An 18,729-nucleotide genomic window follows, 5' to 3' on the forward strand; every position below is an offset into this window, starting at 1 on the left:
GGACAGGGAAAGCGATACCCATGGAAATCTCTGAATTCAAAGACCTGCACATCGCCATTGTCGGCGGAGGATACGGTGGCGCCGCGGCGGCCATCGCGCTGAAGAGCATTGGCGCCGAAAACGTCCACGTTTATGAGCAGGCTCCGGCCTTCGGACAGGTGGGCGCAGGCATCGGCCTGCGCCCGACCACGGTGGAACTGTTCCGCCAGTGGGGCATTTTCGACCGGATTGCGGCGGTCAGCGCACCCAGCGACCACCTACGGATCCTGTCCGACGACGGCGCCCACCTCCTGGCACGCGAGGAATGGCCGATGCTGCACGGCTACGCCCAGACCAACCACACCCGCATCATCCACCGCGGCGACTTCATCGAGGCTCTCTTCGGTGCGCTGCCGGAGCAGATGGTCCACACCGATCACAAGCTCACCTCCATCACGGACAACGGCGCGCAGTCCACCCTCACGTTCGAAAACGGCCGCACGGTAACCGCCGATCTGGTGATCGCGGCGGACGGCATTCGCTCCCTGGTCCGCCAGCAGCTTTTCAGTGCGAAGCCGCCGGTCTTCGCCGGCGAGCATGCCTACCGCACCGTTATTTCCATCGACGACGCGTTTGGCCTGGTCACGGACGACAACCCCCGCTTCTACGTGGCCCGGAACGGCACCGTGGCCTACACCCTGCCGCTGCGGCACCGCAACGAGGTGTCCTACGACATCACCACACGCTCCGACGACGATTCCTGGGCACCGGTGATCACCAACGAATCGCTCGTCGCCGTCCTGGAAGGCTTCGACCAGCGCGTCATCGACGTTGCACGCACCCTGGACATCACCAAGGTGACCAGCCGTTCGGTCTATGACATCGACCCGGTGGACGTCTGGCACAGCGAGTCGGTCACCCTGCTCGGGGATTCGGCACACGCCATGCTGCACCACCAGGGCCAGGGCGCCAACTCAGCCATCCAGGACGCCGGCGCCCTCGCGGACGCCCTGCTGGCTGCGGACTCGATCCCCGCCGCCCTCGAACAGTTCCAGGCCGTACGCAAGCCCGTCACGGATGAACTGCAGCGGTTGTCCCGGCTGGGCTGGACCCCGGAGTCCGCGGAAACAGCCTTCCCGGAACAGACACCGGCGCGCTGAGCCAGCCTGTCCCCCGCACTTTCAAGCACCAAGGAAACAACATGACGATACATCCGGAAATCGCCAAAATCCTGGCCACTATCCCCGCCCCCGACGGCTCGCCGCTGGATCCGGCTGCCATGCGCGCCGGCGAGGCGGCGCAGGTTCCCCCTCCGGCGGACCGGCTGCCGCTGCACGCCGTTGAGGATCGCACCGCAGCAACGCCCGCCGGGGACGTGCCGGTACGGATCTACACACCCGTGGACGCTGACAGCTACGGCCTGCTGGTGTACCTGCACGGTGGCGCGTTCTTCCTCGGCAGCCTCGACACCCACGATCACGTCGCGCGTTCCCTGGCCAAGGAAACGGGCTTTAAGGTGATCTCCGTCGGATACCGGCTGGCACCCGAGGCAGCGTTCCCCGCCGGACTCCGGGACAGCTACGCCGTCCTCCGCTGGGCGGCGGACAACGGTGCCGAGCTGGGCTGGGACGGACGGAGCCTCGCGGTGGCCGGAGACAGTTCCGGCGGCAACTTCGCCGCTGCCCTCACGGCCATGGCGAAGGACGACGGCTGGCAGGGCATCACCCATCAGGTCCTGTTTTACCCGTCCCTGGATTTGGACTTCGATGTGGACCGCTACGCCTCGATGCGGGAAAACGCCGAAGGTTACGGGCTGGAGACTGCGGGCCTGGCACCCTTCAACGCGTTCTACCTCGAGAACGGTGCGGACCCGGCGGATCCCCTCGTTTCGCCCATCAAGCGCGGTGACCTCTCCGGCCTTCCGCCGGCCCTGATCATCACTGCCGAGCATGATCCCCTGCGCGACGAGGGTGAACTCTATGCAAAGCGCCTGGCGGAGGCCGGGGTCCCCGTGCAGCTGCACCGCTACGCCGGCGCGAACCACGGTTTCGTGGCCAACTTCTCCTGGCTGCCGGAGTTTTATGCGGCTTTCAGGGAGACGGCGCAGTTCCTCACCGGTAACGAGCAGCCGTGAATCCGGTCAACGTCCGGGAGTTCATCGCCGGGACACCCTTCAACCGGTTCCACGCCGGCATGCTGTTCTGGTCCTGCTTCATCATCACCTTCGACATGTATGACCTGGTGGTCTACGGGTCGGTGCTGCCGGTCCTGATGGAGGAATGGTCGCTGGGACCGGTGGCAGCCGGCGCGATTGGCAGCTACGGCATCTTCGGCATGATGGTGGGTGCCATCCTCTTCGGGATACTGGCTGACCGGCTGGGCCGGACGAGGGTCCTCACGCTCAGCGTTGTCCTCTTCTCCGTGGCCAGCGCCCTGTGCGGCTTCGCGCCGAACCCGGAGGTTTTCTCCGTGCTGCGCTTCATCGGCGGCCTGGGCATCGGCGGCATCCTGCCCTGCCTTATTGCCATGCTGACCGATTATGCGCCCCGGAACCGGGCGAACACCCTGGTGGCCGTGGTGATGTGCTTCTTCTCGGTGGGCGGCATCCTGGCAGCCTTCGTGTCCATGCTGGCGCTTCCGGTGTTCGGCTGGCAGAGCGTTTACTGGGTGGCTGCGCTGCCCCTGCTCTTCCTGCCGCTGATGACCAGGTACTTCCTGGACTCCCCGGCAAGCCTGCTGGAACAGGGGAAAACGGCTGAACTGCGATCCGCCCTCGGCAAGGTGAACCCGACGGCCGTTCCGGCCCAGGACGACACGTTCACGGTCAGCCAGGCAAAGGAACCGGGCAGTCCGGTGACGGCGCTGTTCAGGAACCGCCGGGCGCTGGGGACGCTGATGATCTGGGTGGCCTTCTTTATGTGCCTGCTGATGATCAACGGGCTGACCACCTGGCTGCCGAAACTGATGGTGGAAGCCGGCTACGCCCTGAACTCGAGCCTGACGTTTATGGTTGTCCTGAACGTGGGTGCCATCATCGGCACGCTGGTTCTGGGCAAGCTCTCGGACAAGTGGGGCGTCAAACGCGTACTGGTACCCATGTTTGTGGTCTCCGCGGTCTCCCTGACACTGCTCGGTTTCGGCAGCAACATGGCCGTCCTGCTGCTCCTGGTGGCAGTAACCGGGGCCTGCACCATGGGGGCGCAGAACATCTCCTACTCCTTCGTGGCGCAGTACTATCCCTCCTCCATCCGTTCAACGGCCATCGGTCTGGCGTCCGGAGTGGGACGCATGGGCGCCATCCTGGGTCCGACCTTCGGCGGTGTGCTCCTGACCCTGAGCCTGCCGGTGGAAATGAACTTCCTGTTCTTCGCCATCCCGGGACTGATCGCCGCACTGGCGTTCTTCTTCGTCCCGCTGGGCAGGAAGGGGACGCCAAAGGACGCTCTCCAGGGCGCGGATGCCGGATCCCCCGTGGCCGAACCCCGCTGAGCACGGCAGCATCCCTGCAGGCAACAACGACGGCGGCCCCCCTCCTTTCGGAGACGGGCCGCCGTCGTCGTCTGCGCGCTGTCTGCCTCCCGCCCCGCAGACAGCCCGCGGCTACGAACCGGAATGCAGCCGCCGGTAGCCGTCCAGGGTGGTGAAGAAGGGCGAGGGTTCCAGGGTGGGGTTCCCCGTGTAGCCAAGCTCCCGCGCCACCGGCTCAAACGGCGAGTAAACGGAGTCCGTCTCCCGCAGCCCGTCCTGCAGGCATCGGGCCGCTGCGCCTGCAATCCGTGCCTCGATGTCCAGGCTCTCCTGTAGTGCCTCCCGTGCCTGTCCGGCGTCGAGTTCCACCCCGAAGGGCTCACCGTCGGAACGCCGGTACGGATGGCCCAGGTACAGGTGGCCGGGCCGGACCTGATCAAGAAGGTACCGGAGGCTGGCGCGGTAAGCCGCCGGGTCCTCGTACCCCGGAAAACCGTTGGCTGCGCCATGGACCTGAACGGCGTCGCCGACAAAAACGTCGTTCTGACCATCCACCACGTAGGCGACCGAGCCTGCGGTATGCCCCGGCACGGGATGCACCGAAACGGAGACGCCGCCGCCCAGCGAAAGCCGCTCGCCGCCACGCACCAGCATGGTCGGCTCCAGCTCCCCCGATATGACGGCCCGGGCGGTCTTCGTCTGTTCGGCCACACCTTCGGGATCCTTCAGGTACTGCTGGCGGACGTCGACATACTGGTCGAGGTGGCGGTCCCGCGAGCGGAGCAGGGGTGCATCCGCCTCATGAATCACCACCTGGGCACGCCGGCCCGTCAGCTCCCAGAGCGCGCGCGCCCCGCCCAAATGGTCAATATGTCCGTGGGTCAGCAGGATCCAGCGCACATCCCTGATGCTCCTGCCCAGTGCCTCCAGCGCCGGCACCATGCCGTCTGCGGGCGACGAGGAGATGCCCGTGTCCACGATGGCTGGTTCGGGGGCATCGATGAAGAAGCTGTAGAGGCCAAACCGGCCCCACGGCGACTCCAAAGGATGGATCTTCACGTCCTGCGTCATTCTCTGCTCCTCAGCTGCACCGGACACCGGCTACTGGATGATTGTGGCACCGCGCGGGGCGGCGCCGGGGCGGCAGGGACCACTGTGGTCTTGCACACACAAAGTTTATTATAATAATATGTTGTTGTCACCCGCTGATTGCCGGCCACCACTGGCCATCAGCCGTCCCTAAGGAGCTACATCTGCATGGCTGAATTCTCGACGTGGAATGCCGGTGGCGAGACCATCTCCATTCGCAAGGATCTCCGCGCCCCCATGCGCGACGGCGTTGAACTGGCGCTGGACGTGTACCACGGCACCGAAGACAAACCGCGGCCGGCCCTGGTTGCGCTGAGCCCCTACGGCAAGGAACTGCAGGCCCTCGCGCTCACCATGCCGCCGCAGCGCCGCCCAAGCCCCATGTGGGACGGCTGCATCGAGGCCGGTGACATAGCCCGCATAGTCCGCGAGGACTATGCCCATGTGATCGGAGACCTGCGCGGCTCCGGGGACTCCGGGGGTGAGCACATCGGTAACTACAACGCCGGCGGCGTTTCCCTGGGCCAGGACGCGTACGACTTTATTGAATGGGTCGCCGAGCAGCCCTGGTGCGACGGCAACGTCGGAATGGTGGGCATCTCCTACTTCGGTTCCATGCAGGTCCTGGCCGCGGCCGAACGCCCGCCGCATTTGAAGGCCATCTTCGTTTCCGGCGGCCACTATGACTTCTATGAGACCACCTACCACGGCGGCGTGATGTGGTTTATGCCGCGTGCCGCACGCGAAGGCCGCGGCGGAGACTCCGGCTGGGCGTTCACGGACCGGACAAAGTCCCGCATGCTGGAGCGCTACTCCCCCGAGGAACTGAAAAAGCTGGTGGCCGAGCGGCTCCGGGATCCGGATGTCGCGGCCTGGCCCAACCTGGTGCACACCCTGAACTATCCAAAGCACCATGAGGCCTGGTTCGACATCGTGATGAACGAGCTCGACGGCGAGTGGTACGAGGAGCGCAACCCCATCACGCTGGCCCCGAACATCGATATTCCGGTGTACCTGCAGATCGACCAGGGCCGTGGCTGGACCATGGACGGCACCATTGAGCTTTTCGACGCGCTCAAGGGACCGAAGAAACTCGATATCGGTTCCTACCCGCCCATGCAGTCACGCCCCTTCATCGAGGAACACGAGAAGATGTTCCGCTGGTATGACTACTGGATCAAGGGCATCGAGAACGGGGTCATGGACGAACCCGCGGTCAGTGTGTTTGTGGAGGGCAGCAGGAAACAGGTCACCGGCAGCGCCTGGCCGCCCAAGCCGGTGGACTACCGCCCCCTCTACCTGCGCCCGCGCCGCAAACTGTCGCCGGAGCCCGAACCCATGGGCACGGAGTACGCAGCCCCGGACGGCTTCTACCAGGCCCCGTTGACGGTGACTGACAAGGTGGAAATCCTCAGCTGGAGCACTGACGCGTTTGAGCAGGATACGGAACTGATGGGATCCGGCGCAGCGCACATCTTTGCAGAGATTGACCAGCCGGACACCAATTTCATCCTGCGGCTGTGGGACAGCGCCCCGAACGGCACACGCCAGCTGATCACCACCGGCTACCTGAAGGCATCGCACCGGGAACTCGACGCGGACCGGACCACCGAGGGCAACCCCTACCACCCGCATACCCGTGCAGTGCCGGTGGAACCGGGCGTGGTCGAGGAGTACGTGATCCGCCTCTATCCGTTTGCCGCCACCTTCCGGCCGGGCCACCGGCTGGTCGTGGAACTGTCCAATGACGAACCGCTGGCGGACGAGCATAATGCCCTGCTGCCGCCGGACGCGTTCCATCTTCCGGTAGGCCGCCCGGTGACGCACAAGATCTATCGCGACGCCGCGCACCCGTCCCGGCTGGTACTGCCGTTCACCACCGGCGAGGCGTCTCAGGGCTAACCGCCTACACAACAGCAGAGGGCGGGCACCGGATCCGGCGCCCGCCCTCTGCTATTTGTACTGTTGCCGGCTAGGAAGCCATGGCCGGGATCTTCATCCCGTGCTTGGTGACCAGCAGCTCACGGGTGGCCTTCACCTGCTGCTTGGCTTCGGCATCGTCCCAGCCGAGCTGCGGAGCCAGCAGGTCCGCCATCTCGGTGAGCATTTCCTCGGACACCAGGCCACGGAAGGCCAGCGAGGTGCGGCGGATCAGGACGTCGGACAGGCGGGTGATCTGCTCGTGCTCCACCATGTACTCGAGCTCGCGGGTGCTCAGCTCGGGGGTGGACGCCAGCAGCTGGTCTCCGCCCTGGGCCAGGAACTCCATCACGTCAGTGGCACGGGTGCCGTAGCGGGTCAGCAGGACGCGGACACGGTCACGGTCGGCTACCTCGTTGGCGGTCCGGTTCACCCACAGGCGCTCTTCGGCCTCGGTGCGCGGGAAGTCCTTGCCGCCGCCAATCTGGAGTTCGGCGGTAGCTGTCTTGCGCGGCATGCCGAGGGCCGTCATGGCCGCCGTGGCGAGGTTTTCGGACAGCGCACGGAACGTGGTCCACTTGCCGCCCACCAGGGACAGCGTGGTGACGTTCCGGCCGCCGCGGTTGTCCATGCGCTTTTCGATGCGGTAGTCGCGGGACACGAAGCCGGGCTGCGTGTCGTCATGCTTGGGCAGCGGGCGGACACCGGAGAAGGTGTAGACAATGTGGTCGCGGCGCACGTCAACACTCGGGAAGACGTGGGCAATGAGCTCGAAGAAGTACTCGACTTCCTCGTCGGTGCAGACCGAGTCCTCGCGGATGTCGGCGTCAATGTCCGTAGTGCCCACCAGGACGCGGTCACCCATCGGGTAGATCAGGACAATGCGGCCGTCGGTGTGCTCAAAGAACATTTCCCGGCCGTTGCATGCTTCCAGCAGTTCCGGGTGGTCCAGAACAATGTGCGAACCCTTGGTGCCGCCCATGAAGGAGGTGCGCTTGCCGAAGGAGTCGTTGGTCTCGTCGACCCAGGCGCCCGTGGCGTTGATGACCACATCGGCGTCGAAGGTGAATTCCTCGCCGGTGAGTTCATCGCGCAGCAGCGTGCCGGCGTCGGTGGCGCCCACGGCGCTGACGTAGTTGCTGGCACGGGACTGCGGGTTGGCCTCGAGGCCGTCACGCAGCACATCCAGGGTCAGGCGCTCGGGGTTGTGCACCGAGGCGTCAAAGTAGGTGGCCGTGTACTTGACGTCCGGGCGCAGCAGGGGAAGTTCCTGCAGGGACTTCTTTTTGCCCACGAAGTTGTGCTTGGGGGCCACGCGGCCGCCGCGGGAGAAGAAGTCGTACATCAGCAGGCCGGCCTTGATCAGCACGGCACCGCGCTCGGTGTGCTTGCCCTGCTTGTGCGTCAGGAAACGCAGCGGCGCGGCGGTGATACCCGAGAACGTGGTGGTGATGGGGATGGTGGTCTGCAGCGGCTTGACGTAGTGCGGGGCCAGGCGCAGCAGCGCGTTGCGCTCGACGACGGACTCGTGCACCAGGCGGAACTCGCCGTTCTCCAGGTAGCGGATGCCGCCGTGGATCATGTGCGAGGAGGCGCCGGAGGCACCCTGGCAGTAGTCGCCGCGCTCAACGAGGGCAACGTCCACACCCTGCAGCGAGAGATCGCGGAAGGTGCCTACACCGTTAATGCCGCCGCCGACAATAAGCACCGAGGCCCGGGGACGGTCCTTCAGCTGCTGTACAACCGGACGGGTCCGGACTGCGGCGGTCTTGTCTGTACTACTGGGGTTCACGGAATTGTCCACGATATCTCCAAACGCTTCTGTGGCGGCTTTGCCATATCCCACAATGTTCAGAGTCCGCGGCCCGCCGCATCGAACCAATGCACAAACGTGCACCCTGCGATAATGGATATATGGAAAACCTAGCGGTGTCGGTGGTCAGCAAGTGAACGTTGGTCTCACCATCCCTCCACGGGAGGCTAATGGCGGTGTTCCCGCCACGGAGAAGGAGGGCAGGGACCGGGACGCCCTGCGGGCCGCCCAAATGTATTACCTGCAGAACCTGACCATGGAGGCGATCGCCCGCGAACTGCGGGTTTCGCGCTCCACGGTGTCCCGTCTGCTGGCCCACGCCAGGAGCACGGGGCTGGTGCGGATTGAGATCCGCAGCCCCTCGGACCGGGCGCCGGCGCTCGAACGGCAGATCAGCTCCCGCTTCGGCGTCCAGGCGCACGTGGTTCCGGTGGCCGAGACCGTTTCCGCGGCGCAGGCATTGCAGCGGGTAGCCGTGCAGGCAGCGCACCTGATCAGCCCGCTCATCGATTCGGATGCGATTGTGGGCGTGGCCTGGGGCTCAACCCTCACGGCCGTGAGCCAGCATCTGCCGGTCAAGAGCACGCATGACAGCACTATTGTGCAGATGAACGGTGCGGGGAACTTCCGCACCTCGGGCATCACCTACGCCAGTGAAATCCTGCAGCGCTTCGGCCACGCATATGGTGCGCGGGTGGTGCAGTTCCCTGTCCCCGCGTTTTTCGATCATGCCGAAACGAAGGACGCCATGTGGCGTGAGCGGCCGGTGAAGCGTGTGCTGGACCTGCAGGCCCGGATGAATACGGCCATCTTCGGTGTCGGTTCCATGGAAGCAGGCGTGCCCAGCCACGTGTACAACGGGTCCTACCTGGATGACGAGGACCTCAATGACCTGATGGCCGAAGGCGTGGTGGGTGACGTTGCCACCATGTTCTACCGGGCGGACGGCACCTGGGACGGCATCCGGCTCAACAGCCGCAGCACCGGCCCCGATCTTTCGACCCTCCGGCAAGTGCCGCGGCGGATCTGCGTGGTGGCCGGCGAAACCAAGACCACCAGCCTGCTGGGCGCGTTGCATGCAGGGCTGGTGACGGACCTGATCCTGGATGAAAACTCCGCGCGGCGGCTGGCATCCTCCTAGGTCCGGCGGTGGTCGGAGAAGGAAAGGCAGGACCCATGGAAAGAAATCCCCAGACCGCCCGGCGGCTGCGGGAGCTGCAGACCGGGGCGGACCCCGGCGCGATCCTCGCCTTCTTCGATGCCCTGCCACCGGTGACGGTATCCGAAATGTCCGGATCGTGGCGGGGTGCCGGTATTCCCACGGGCCACCCCCTCGACGGCCTGCTGGAACCGCTGGGCTGGCACGGAAAACGCTTTGACGGGCCGGAGGACGTTTTCCCGCTGGTCTTCTCCTCCGCCGTCGGCCTCTTTGCCGTGAATCCGGCCCCGGTTCCGCTCCGGGCCGTCCTGCGGCTGGCACCTGCCCTGCGCCGCTCCGGCCTGTTACACCGCATCCGGCCGCTGCTGCGGCTGCTCCGGACCCGGCACGCCCGGGCCCGCCTACGAATGACCGAGTACCGCGGCGTGTCGTCGGCCACCATGATTTATGATTCCCTGCCGGCCAATGACGTCTTCCGACGGGTGGACGCAAACACTGTCCTGGGGTGCATGGACCTGCGCGGCACCCGGGCGCCGTACTTTTTCGTGCTGCGGCGCGGGTAGGGACTCAGGAATCCAGCATGGCAACGGAACGGTTCCACAGCCCCAGAGCCAGTGCTGCGTCACCGGCCTGTTTGTTGGGCCGGGCCACCTTGCATCGCTCAAAGTACTTTCCGGTGGGGTAATCCTCCCCCGGTGTACCGCGTGCCAGGAACAGCAGGGTGCGCGCACCCTTTTCCGGGGTCGGCAGCAGCCGGCGCACCAGCGGCGCCTGGTAGAGGGAGCGCATGGCCGACCCTTCCGCGCTGGAGAAGCTGGAGCCGATGACGCCGGGGTGGAAGGCGGTGGAGGTAGCCCCGTGGGAACGGTAGCGCCGGTCGAATTCCTCGGTGAAAAGGATCTGCTCCAGCTTGCTGTCGCCGTAGGCCTTACGGGGGTTGTAGTCCTTCTCTTCCTCCAGGTCGTCAAGGTCCACGTGGCCGAAGTAGCGGTTGGCGACGCTGGAGGTATTGATGACCGTGCCCTTGGACCGGATCAGCCGGTCAGTCAGGAGCCGGGTGAGCAGGAACGGGGCCAGGTAATTCACCTGGAACGTCATTTCGTGCCCGTCATCCGTGACCTGGCGTTCCTTGCCGAAGATCGCACCTGCGTTGTTGGCCAGGACATCTATCTGCTCGTACCGCTGCAGCAGTTCCGAGGCCAGGTTCCGCACGCTGTCCAGGTCCGCGAAGTCGGCAAGGAAGTACTCCCCTCCGGTCTGCTCCGCCACGGCCGCCGTCTTTTCCCTTGACCGGCCGACCACCACTACGTGCTGCTGTTCCCTGGCCAGCGCTTTGGCGGCGGCAGCACCGATGCCGTCGCTTGCGCCGGTGATCACAATGGTTTTTCGACTCACGCACGCCTGCTTTCGGTGGGCCCTGCCGGGATCCTGGATGTTGGTTCCACCATAGCCCCCCGTGGTCCGGCTCCGCCCTGGGCTGCGCCCTGTGCGCCGCACCGGCTGCCCGCTATTGCCCGGCTATCTCCCGCAGCGCGCGGACGTGGCTGTCAAAGGCATCCGCACCTGTGGGGGTAAGGCGCACCCAGGTCAGGCGCCGGGAGTCCCCACGGTTCGCGGATGCCTGTTTGACCAGCCGGACATACCCTGCATCGGCCAAGAGTTTCAGGTGCTTGGACAACGCCGCATCCGCCACCCCCAGGGTGTCGCGCAGGACGGCGAAGTCCAGCTGCTCAACCGGCCTGAGCAGTCCGCAGATCCGGAGCCGGACGGGCGCGTGGATCAGGTCATTGAACTGCGCGTCAGGCACGGCGGAGCTCGTCCAGGCCGCTTCGGTAGGCGACGCCGGAAAGCCACGTTGCCAGCACAAACGCCGCCAGGCTTGTGAGCCCCACTGCCCACACGATGCCGAGGGAAACCAAGGCCAGCGAGATGGAGAACAGCACCAGGCTTCCCGCCAGGATGCCGGCTACGGCCACCATGGCCCGGCGCCCCATCCGGCGGAACTTCACTCCGGTCTCGCGCTGGATCAGGTAAGTGATGATCAGCACCGCCACCAGCGCCAGCCAGGCGGAACCGGACGGCTCATAGTCCGCTCCCGGACTGGCCGCCGCCGCAGCGGCCACGTACCACGCAGCCACGCCGCCGTACCCTGCAAGCAACACCCTCGGCACCCGGACGGCACCGGCCAGGGTGCTGCGGTCAGCGTTCAGCATCCGGAGTCCGGCCGCGGCCTCTTCGGCGCGCTTATCAAAGTCATTTTCCATAACGGCAAGTGTCTATCTTATTTTCCATTATGGCAAGTGACTTGTTCCGGGGCCCTCCTGCATCCGCCGGAGCTTTTCCGGGTTGCGGACGGCGAATACCGACTGCACTTTTCCGCCCGCCGAAAATTCCAGCTGGAACACCGTGGTCACGGCGCCCTCCTCACAGAACGCGACGGCGGGCAGGCCGTTAAGTTCCATGAAGAAGGGCACCGCCCCGTCGCCGTACTTGTCCGCCAGCCCCAGCATCAGCCGTGCCACCTTCTCCGGGCCGTGGACGGGGCGCAGTGCAGCACTCGCCTTGCCGCCGCCGTCGGATACCAGCACCACTCCCGGCGCCAGCAGATCAACCAGGGACTGGACCTGCCCGGTCATGGCGGCCCGAAGGAAACGTTCCACCGCTGCACGGTGTTCACCGGTATCCGCACCGGCCCGTGGTGTGCCGGACCGCACCCGGGAACGTGCGCGGTGCAGCATCTGCCGCACCGCGGGTTGACCGGCATCAAGGACGGCGGCAATCTCCGCATAGCCGAAGTCGAATACCTCATGCAGCAGAAAGGCAACCCGTTCCGGCCCCGTGAGGGTCTGCAGCAGCACCAGCATCGCAGTGGACACTTCCCCCGCCGTCAGCACAGCCGCCTCGGGGTCCGCAGGGTGCGCGTCCTCACCGGTGGGCAGCGGCTCCGGCAGCCATTCGCCGGGATAGTCCTCACGCCGCCGGCCGGAAGCCCGGAGAACATTCAGTGCCTGCCGGGACGCGATCCGTGCCAGGTAGGCGCGCGGATCGGCCACGGGAGCCTGCACTTCCCGCCAGCGAAGGTAGGTCTCCTGCACCACGTCCTCGGCGTCTGCCACGCTTCCCAGTACGTCATAGGCAATGGTGAACACCAGCCTGCGGTGTGCCAGGAACTGGGCATCACGGTCCGGGCTGGCGCTCACTCCATGAGGTGAACGGACCGCGCCGCCGGCGTCGTCGTTGGCACCTTCGGTCCCGTCGGCCATGTATATGCCCCACTTCGTTTGGCTTCGCTGCGGATCCACCGCAGCGTCATGCGGCAGATGATTTCCTTCTGCACTGCCGCCGTCCTGCCGTGCAGGTGCAGCCGGGCAGGCGAATCGTCGGCAGCAAGGAACTGGACCACCGCGTCGCTGCGGCCCAGACTAATGCACACCCCTCGGAATCCGCTGTTATGCCGCACCCCCGGCGTTCCGTCCACGGCGCGCAGAATGTTCCCTGCCGCGTCAGCACCCATCGGCAAAGCGGCGGCACAGCACATCCGCAGGTACGCATAGTCCGGGCCGGTAATCACGGCTGCGTCACCGGCGCCATAGATGCGTCCGCTCCCCTGCGCCTGCAGGGTGGGTTCCAGGCACAGCCTGCCGTTGCCGTCCACGGCCAGCCCGGCGTTGGCGGCGAGCTGCGGAACGGCAAAACCGGCACACCACAGCACGACATCGGCGGCCAGGTTCCGCCGGACGTCGCCGTCGGTGGCAACGGCACTCCCGGTGTGCAGCTGCACCCCGGCTTTTCCGAGGCGCTTCACCAGGGCCCTGCGGGCCGGTATTCCCAGGGTCCGGGCCACGTCCGAGGCGCTGTGCAGAGCCACGCTCAGGTGCGGGAAGGCCCCCGCAGTCTCCGCCGCGGTTTCGACGGCGGTGAAGCCTCCGCCCACCACTGCCACCCGGCCGCCGGCGGGCAGTGCCGACAGTTCGCGGCGGGCGCCGGCGGCCCCCTCCAGATGTTCAATCCGCAGGGCACCACCAGGGGCTGCGGCTGCCGCTGATCCCACGGCGTACACCAGATAGTCATAGGCAAGGTCACCGCCGGCGGCGAGCCGGACGGTGCGCATGTCCGGCAGGATCCCGGCTGCCGCATCCCGGACCAGGTGCACCCCCGGGTGCAGGACGGAGCCATAATCCACGGTGGCATCCGCGCGTGTACCGGCAGTGTATTCGTGAAGCCGGATCCTTTCCACGAACCGGGGACCGGGAGTCACGAGGACTACCTTCAGTCCGCTCCGTCCACTGGCCGCCAGCCGGTTGGCCGCCATGACTCCTGCATATCCGCCGCCCAGGATAACTGCCGTGGTGTCCATGGGGTTGCTCCTTGTCTGTGTGTCCTGGCCCGGTGCGTCGTTGGAGCACCGGTTGTGAACATAAGACACCGCGGGGAACCGATTTGTGACAGGGTCCCGGCCGGGCGGGTTATTGCGTCAGCCCGGCGTATTCCTCGAGCGTGATTCCCTCGCCGTGGAGCCTGGCGGCAAGGTCTGTCCCCACATAGCGCAGGTGCCAGGGCTCGTAGCTGTACCCGGTGGTCAGCTCCTTGCCTTCCGGATAGCGGATGATGAAGCCGTACCGGTGCGCATTGGCTGCCGTCCAGGCCCCGGCGGGCGTGTGCTTGAAGCAGGCCTGCAGGGAACAGGCGGCGTCCGGGTTGCCGATGTCCACGGCGAGTCCGGTCTGGTGTTCGCTGTGGCCGGGCCGGGCGGAGATTGCTTCGGCCGCATGCCGGCCCTGGTTGCGGATGTAGGCGGCATGCAGCTCCGCCTGTGCCTCAGCGGATCGGAATCCGCTGACCGCCCTCAGCGGGGAGCCACCTGCCGCGGCGTCCGCGGACATTCGGCTGTACGCTTCCGCGGCGTCGCGGCGCAGCTGCACTCCGTGGACGTCGGCAAGGTCCGGAGGCCGGAAACCTGGGTCGCTGAGCTGACGGTCCTTGTTGACGAGAACGCTGATGCTGGCGGGCGAGTCAAAATCCAGGCCCGGTCCGGTGGCCGGTGCTCCCGGTTCCGTGCCGGCCGGCGGCAGGAACATCAGGAGGGCGAGACATACGCAGCCAATCAAGGCTATGTGCGTAGTGACGTACTGGCGCGGCATGACAATTCCTCCCCCAGCAACTTTCCCACAGCAGCGTGCAATTAATCGGATAGGACCCGCTGCAGGTGCAGCGGGTCCTATCCGACGGCGCGGTTTCCCTAGACGGTGGCGGGCTCGCGGTCCGGCGCGGCTTCGGCGGGCGCTGGCTCCGGAACAGGTGCCTCATCCACCGGCCAGGCTTCATCCTTCGGCGGCTTGATCCGGTCAATGATCATCACCACCACGAGGGAGGCGGCGCCCCAGATGCCCAGGGTCAGCAGGTGTGAGCCCACGGTGTCTCCGCCGAAGTACAGGATGGAGCGGATGGACTCCACTGCGGCCGGCATCGGCAGGATGCCGTGCAGGAAGCGGAAGATCTCCGGTTCCATGTAAATGGACATGGCCGCACCCGAGGCCGGGACGCCCAGGAACATCAGGATGCCGATGACCGGCAGGATGGCCAGCATCCCGATCAGGCGTTCAAAGACCGTGGTGAACATGGCCACGCAGAAGATGGCGACGGCGCCCACGCCCCAAAGTGCGAGGAAATGGCCATCGATGGCGCCCACAAAAACGTCCACAATGACCCAGAGGAACGCCGAGAAACCTACGGACCAGCCGGCCACCACGGGCAGGAGCCGCCGAAGCGGCCGGCTCGCGGGCTGCGCGGTTGCCCCCACCACAATGATCATGAAGCCGGCCATGATCCAGCCCATGGCCAGGTACATGGTGGCCATGCCCATGGAGTCTTCACCCGGCAGCGGAGCAATCTCCTCCGTGGCCAGCTGCATCTGCTGACCCGCGGAAACCTGGGCGAAGATCTGGCTGACCACCTGCTGGGCACTGACGCCCGCAGCCTGGTTTGTATAGAGAGTGGCCGCGGGGTTCTCCGCGGACGGCAGCACATACGCTGCGGTGATCTCCCGGTCCCGCACCTGCTCCCGTGCTTCATCGGCGGAATCAAGTGCCCGCAGATCAAAGAGTCCGGACATGTTCTCTTCCAGTCCGGCTACGGCCTGTTCGGCCTGCTGCGTGGTTGCCCCCACGACGGCAACCGGCATATCCCGCGGTGCAGGCTGGTACATTGCGCCCAGCATCATGGTCAGCATCATGGAGACCATGGCCAGCGGGAAGAAGGCCAGGGTGAGGTAGCGCCAGACGCGGTTTTTCGGCCGCGGTCCGCCGTGCAGCGAGGCAACGTTGACGGGCAGCGGCTTGGCGTCCGGTGTTCGCCGGCGCTTCAGGGCATCCAGTGCCAGGGTCAGCAGCAGTGAGACCGCAGTGCCGATGGCCAGCACCAGCAGGTGCCGGCCTGCGCCGTCCCCGTCGAAGTAGAGCACCGAGCGCAGCGATTCGCCGGTCGCGGCCGCCGGCAGGAAGCTGTGCAGGAAGGGGTAGAGCGCGGGCATGGTGTGCACCGACATGCTCATATTCGAGGCGGGCACACCCAGAACCATCAGGAACAGCATGCCGGCAAGCACCGCCATGGGTCCCAGGATGCGGGTGAGGAACAGCTGGACGCTGCCCACGGCGAACACTGAGAGCCAGCAAATGCCCAGGACAGCAGCCGTATGGCCTTCCACCACGCCCATGATGGGTCCGACGACGGTCCACACCAGTGCCGCAATCAGTGCGGACCAGCCCGCCAGCAGCGGGACGAACCGGCGGAAACGCAGCAACTCGGGCGAGTTGGACAGCACCAGGCTCAGAGGCATGTACCCCGCCAGCATCAGGGCGGTGGTCATAAACATCGCCCCCAGCCCGGCCATGTCATTCTCCGGCAGGGGTGCCAGGTCCTCCGTCGCCAGGGACAGTCCCTGGGCAAGCACCTGGGGAGCCAGCAGTGCAGTGACGGTCCCACTTTGGGAGGCGCCGGCTGCCCCGGCGGTGTAGACCGTGGCAGTTTCACCGGCCAGGTCAACGGCACCGGAAACCTCGCGGTCCAGCACCAGCTGCCGGGCCTCCTCCGCGGAGTCCACCCTCCTGACATCAACGGCGTCGGGATTGGCGGAGGTCAGTGCCCCGGCGAAGGAATCCGCCTGCTGCGCCGAGCCGCTGACGGCAACGGGCATGTTGTTCGGCTCCGGAGAATGCATGGCGGCCAGGTATCCGCCCACCAGCATGGAAACCATCAGCAGCGGCATCAGGAACATGGCGACATAGCGCCCGATCTTTTCCGCCTTGGCCCGTTTCACGGCGGCGGCGGAATCCCGGTCCGTTGGTTCCGGTTCAGTTGCCGGCTCAGTCTCCGGCGGTGAATCGGTGGATGTGGGGGACAAATTGGTCAAGAACGTGCTCCTGTTGAATCAAGGACGGCGGTGCGAGGGCGCAGGCCGGTGCGGCCCGGGCCGGCCAGTGGGACCGACTCGTCAAAATTACGCCATGTGGCGTAAATTGGATAATCGAAGCCCGCAATGACGTTCAAAGGAGAGTGTTCAGCCATGGGACAGCACGGGGAAAAGGCGCGCGGGGCACTGCTGGATGCCGCCGAGGAACTGTTCGCCGTCAACGGGATCGATGCCGTTTCCAACCGCCGGATCGCCGAGCATGCGGGCACCGCCAACCACTCCGCCGTCGCCTACCACTTCGGCAGCCGCGACGAGTTGCTGCGCATCCTTTCGACGCGCCATCTGCAGGAAACCAACCGCCGGCGAACCGAATTGCTTCGTTCCCTGCCGGCGGATGCCGCCCTCCCGGACCTGCTGGCGGCCATGATCCTTCCGTGGGTGGAGCACCTGGCATCGCTGCCCGTGCCGAGCTGGCGGGCACGCTTTGTATCCCAGATCAGAAACGTCCCTTCGGTGCACGCGGTCAGTACCGACGCCGCGGCGGCCAGCCCCGCCATGGAGGAACTCGTCCGCCGCACCCACGCTGCCGCGGGCAACGTCACTCCCTCGGTGCTGTACGGCCGTTCCTCCATCCTCGGCGGCATGGTCCTCAGTGTCTGCGCGGATTATGAAGCGCGCGTCCAGGACGGCGTCGAAGAGCCCAACTGGACCGGCGTCGGCTATTTCCTGATTGACGCCTGCGCCGGGATGCTGGCCGCCCCGGTCACCCACCCCGGGGACTTCCTGGCCCAGCCGTCCTCGGTCTACCTGCTCTGAGCAGCTGCCCGCTTAGAGCGTCGCCTCCAGGGCCGCTACGGCACGTGAGGTGTCTTCAGCGGCCAGGTCGGCATTGATGGCCGCGCCTGCCATCAGCCCCGCTGCCGCCGAAGCAATGACCTGGGTCATCGGAGCAGTCAGGTTCCCGGCAGCGTAGATCCCCGGTACGGATGTGGCTCCTGCCGGACCGGCCTCGACGGCGGTTCCCAGCGCCGTCGCACCCATGAATTGTTCAACCGCGCTGATTCCCATGGGGGCAAGGTATTCGGCGCGGGCCTCGAGCCGGGTAAAGACCGCCAGGGCATCACGCTGCACCAGGTCACCGCCCGCCAGGCGCACATCGGCACCGGCACCTTCCACCCCGGCCACCTCACCGTGGACCGTGCGGATCCTACGGGCAGCCAGCTGTCGCGCCTGTTCGGCATTCGGTTCCCCCGCCGTGTGCAGGAACAGCACAACGTCCTCACTCAGCTGCCGCCACAGCATAGCCTGGTGCATGGCAACGTCCATATCCACCGCCAGGATACCGATCGCCTTGTCGCGCACCTCCCAGCCGTGGCAGTAGGGGCAGTGCAGCACTGTTGCTCCCCACCGTGCGGCAAGGCCCGGCACCTCCGGCAGGATGTCGCGCACTCCGGTGGTGGCCAGGATACGCCGGGCCCCCAGCCTGCGTCCGTCGGCCAGCAGCACGGAAAAGAGTCCGTCCTTCTCCCGCCGGACGCCGGAGGCCCGGCCCTGAAGCACCGTTCCGCCATAGCTACGCACTTCATCCCGGCCGATGCCGTACAGCTCACCGGGCGCTGTACCCTCACGGCCCAGATAGTTGTGGACCTGCGCAGCCGGGGCGTTGCGCGGATCGCCCGCATCCACCACCGCTACCGAGCGCCGGGACCGGGCCAGAGCCAGTGCACCATTCAATCCTGCGGCGCCACCGCCGATAATTACTGCGTCGTACGGCTGGGCCGCGCGCCGGTCTTCTGCTGATTCCATCACCGGGGTTCCTTTCGTTCCCCGCCCCGTTCCGGGCAGGGTTTCCTCTCCTGCCAGTTTCCGGCGGTGATCCGCACCGTGGCAAAG

General features: G+C 66.2%; 17 protein-coding genes. 7 read left to right on the top strand and 10 right to left on the bottom strand.

Annotated features, from left to right (window positions below):
• The first annotated feature begins 20 nt into the window (after positions 1 to 20).
• The 3 genes from QWJ37_RS09450 to QWJ37_RS09460 are packed head-to-tail and all read left to right on the top strand — an operon-like array spanning position 21 to position 3,468.
• Positions 21 to 1,139 carry an FAD-dependent monooxygenase gene (locus QWJ37_RS09450; protein ID WP_227902052.1) on the top strand — a complete coding sequence of 373 codons (1,119 nt, stop codon included), beginning with the start codon at positions 21 to 23 and terminating at the stop codon, positions 1,137 to 1,139.
• Positions 1,140 to 1,180: 41 nt separating this feature from the next.
• Entirely contained in the window at positions 1,181 to 2,113 is a 933-nt protein-coding gene (locus tag QWJ37_RS09455) for an alpha/beta hydrolase (RefSeq protein WP_290245134.1), read from the top strand.
• Positions 2,110 to 3,468, top strand: coding sequence for an aromatic acid/H+ symport family MFS transporter (locus tag QWJ37_RS09460; protein ID WP_290245135.1), 1,359 nt, complete (start codon positions 2,110 to 2,112; stop codon positions 3,466 to 3,468). Before QWJ37_RS09455 ends, QWJ37_RS09460 begins: the two co-directional genes overlap by 4 nt.
• Positions 3,469 to 3,579: 111 nt before the next feature.
• On the opposite strand, the gene QWJ37_RS09465 is transcribed toward QWJ37_RS09460, so the two are convergent.
• On the bottom strand, positions 3,580 to 4,518 hold the full coding sequence (locus QWJ37_RS09465; protein WP_290245136.1) for an MBL fold metallo-hydrolase: 939 nt from the start codon (positions 4,516 to 4,518) through the stop codon (positions 3,580 to 3,582).
• A 186-nt stretch (positions 4,519 to 4,704) separates the two neighbouring features.
• Here QWJ37_RS09465 and QWJ37_RS09470 point away from each other — a divergent pair, with 186 nt between their 5' ends.
• Positions 4,705 to 6,438 carry a CocE/NonD family hydrolase gene (locus QWJ37_RS09470; RefSeq protein ID WP_227902056.1) on the top strand — a complete coding sequence of 578 codons (1,734 nt, stop codon included), beginning with the start codon at positions 4,705 to 4,707 and terminating at the stop codon, positions 6,436 to 6,438.
• 70 nt (positions 6,439 to 6,508) lie between these two features.
• Here QWJ37_RS09470 and QWJ37_RS09475 read toward each other — a convergent pair whose 3' ends face one another.
• Complete coding sequence (locus QWJ37_RS09475; RefSeq protein WP_290245295.1) at positions 6,509 to 8,248, bottom strand: glycerol-3-phosphate dehydrogenase/oxidase; 1,740 nt, start codon at positions 8,246 to 8,248, stop codon at positions 6,509 to 6,511.
• Positions 8,249 to 8,501: 253 nt separating this feature from the next.
• On the opposite strand from QWJ37_RS09475, the gene QWJ37_RS09480 reads away from it, so the two are divergent.
• Positions 8,502 to 9,410, top strand: a complete 909-nt coding sequence (locus tag QWJ37_RS09480) for a sugar-binding domain-containing protein (protein WP_231709776.1) — start codon at positions 8,502 to 8,504, stop codon at positions 9,408 to 9,410.
• A 35-nt stretch (positions 9,411 to 9,445) separates the two neighbouring features.
• Positions 9,446 to 9,991 carry a DUF4334 domain-containing protein gene (locus QWJ37_RS09485; RefSeq protein WP_290245137.1) on the top strand — a complete coding sequence of 182 codons (546 nt, stop codon included), beginning with the start codon at positions 9,446 to 9,448 and terminating at the stop codon, positions 9,989 to 9,991.
• A gap of 4 nt (positions 9,992 to 9,995) precedes the next feature.
• On the opposite strand, the gene QWJ37_RS09490 is transcribed toward QWJ37_RS09485, so the two are convergent.
• The 7 genes from QWJ37_RS09490 to QWJ37_RS09520 form a co-directional block, all read right to left on the bottom strand.
• Entirely contained in the window at positions 9,996 to 10,823 is an 828-nt protein-coding gene (locus QWJ37_RS09490; protein ID WP_227927893.1) for an SDR family NAD(P)-dependent oxidoreductase, read from the bottom strand.
• A gap of 112 nt (positions 10,824 to 10,935) precedes the next feature.
• Positions 10,936 to 11,235, bottom strand: a complete 300-nt coding sequence (locus tag QWJ37_RS09495) for a transcriptional regulator (RefSeq protein WP_227902060.1) — start codon at positions 11,233 to 11,235, stop codon at positions 10,936 to 10,938.
• On the bottom strand, positions 11,228 to 11,692 hold the full coding sequence (locus QWJ37_RS09500) for a hypothetical protein (protein ID WP_290245138.1): 465 nt from the start codon (positions 11,690 to 11,692) through the stop codon (positions 11,228 to 11,230). Before QWJ37_RS09500 ends, QWJ37_RS09495 begins: the two co-directional genes overlap by 8 nt.
• Positions 11,693 to 11,719: 27 nt before the next feature.
• Positions 11,720 to 12,691, bottom strand: coding sequence for an RNA polymerase sigma factor SigJ (sigJ, locus tag QWJ37_RS09505; protein ID WP_290245139.1), 972 nt, complete (start codon positions 12,689 to 12,691; stop codon positions 11,720 to 11,722).
• Positions 12,625 to 13,785: an FAD-dependent oxidoreductase gene (locus QWJ37_RS09510; protein WP_290245140.1), complete on the bottom strand. Its 1,161-nt coding sequence runs from the start codon at positions 13,783 to 13,785 to the stop codon at positions 12,625 to 12,627. The genes sigJ and QWJ37_RS09510 overlap by 67 nt, the downstream gene beginning before the upstream one ends.
• A 109-nt stretch (positions 13,786 to 13,894) precedes the next feature.
• Positions 13,895 to 14,569, bottom strand: a complete 675-nt coding sequence (locus QWJ37_RS09515; protein ID WP_290245141.1) for a M15 family metallopeptidase — start codon at positions 14,567 to 14,569, stop codon at positions 13,895 to 13,897.
• A gap of 98 nt (positions 14,570 to 14,667) precedes the next feature.
• Positions 14,668 to 16,836, bottom strand: a complete 2,169-nt coding sequence (locus QWJ37_RS09520) for an ABC transporter permease (RefSeq protein WP_290245142.1) — start codon at positions 16,834 to 16,836, stop codon at positions 14,668 to 14,670.
• Positions 16,837 to 16,989: 153 nt separating this feature from the next.
• On the opposite strand from QWJ37_RS09520, the gene QWJ37_RS09525 reads away from it, so the two are divergent.
• Complete coding sequence (locus tag QWJ37_RS09525; RefSeq protein ID WP_290245143.1) at positions 16,990 to 17,652, top strand: TetR/AcrR family transcriptional regulator; 663 nt, start codon at positions 16,990 to 16,992, stop codon at positions 17,650 to 17,652.
• Between the two features lie 12 nt (positions 17,653 to 17,664).
• Here QWJ37_RS09525 and QWJ37_RS09530 read toward each other — a convergent pair whose 3' ends face one another.
• A complete protein-coding gene (locus QWJ37_RS09530) occupies positions 17,665 to 18,642 on the bottom strand; it encodes an NAD(P)/FAD-dependent oxidoreductase (RefSeq protein WP_290245144.1) in 978 nt (325 codons plus the stop codon).
• Positions 18,643 to 18,729 lie beyond the last annotated feature (87 nt).

The organism is Arthrobacter sp. YD2, from assembly GCF_030410475.1.
Taxonomy (GTDB): Bacteria; Actinomycetota; Actinomycetes; order Actinomycetales; family Micrococcaceae; genus Arthrobacter_B; species Arthrobacter_B zhangbolii.

Bases quoted from the DNA above. Each gene is read 5' to 3' on its own strand.
- QWJ37_RS09450 (WP_227902052.1), top strand. From the start codon at position 21: ATGGAAATCTCTGAATTCAAAGACCTGCACATCGCCATTGTCGGCGGA.
- QWJ37_RS09455 (WP_290245134.1), top strand. From the start codon at position 1,181: ATGACGATACATCCGGAAATCGCCAAAATCCTGGCCACTATCCCCGCC.
- QWJ37_RS09465 (WP_290245136.1), bottom strand. From the start codon at position 4,518: ATGACGCAGGACGTGAAGATCCATCCTTTGGAGTCGCCGTGGGGCCGG.
- QWJ37_RS09470 (WP_227902056.1), top strand. From the start codon at position 4,705: ATGGCTGAATTCTCGACGTGGAATGCCGGTGGCGAGACCATCTCCATT.
- QWJ37_RS09480 (WP_231709776.1), top strand. From the start codon at position 8,502: ATGTATTACCTGCAGAACCTGACCATGGAGGCGATCGCCCGCGAACTG.
- QWJ37_RS09485 (WP_290245137.1), top strand. From the start codon at position 9,446: ATGGAAAGAAATCCCCAGACCGCCCGGCGGCTGCGGGAGCTGCAGACC.
- QWJ37_RS09500 (WP_290245138.1), bottom strand. From the start codon at position 11,692: ATGGAAAATGACTTTGATAAGCGCGCCGAAGAGGCCGCGGCCGGACTC.
- sigJ (WP_290245139.1), bottom strand. From the start codon at position 12,691: ATGGCCGACGGGACCGAAGGTGCCAACGACGACGCCGGCGGCGCGGTC.
- QWJ37_RS09510 (WP_290245140.1), bottom strand. From the start codon at position 13,785: ATGGACACCACGGCAGTTATCCTGGGCGGCGGATATGCAGGAGTCATG.
- QWJ37_RS09515 (WP_290245141.1), bottom strand. From the start codon at position 14,569: ATGCCGCGCCAGTACGTCACTACGCACATAGCCTTGATTGGCTGCGTA.
- QWJ37_RS09525 (WP_290245143.1), top strand. From the start codon at position 16,990: ATGGGACAGCACGGGGAAAAGGCGCGCGGGGCACTGCTGGATGCCGCC.
- QWJ37_RS09530 (WP_290245144.1), bottom strand. From the start codon at position 18,642: ATGGAATCAGCAGAAGACCGGCGCGCGGCCCAGCCGTACGACGCAGTA.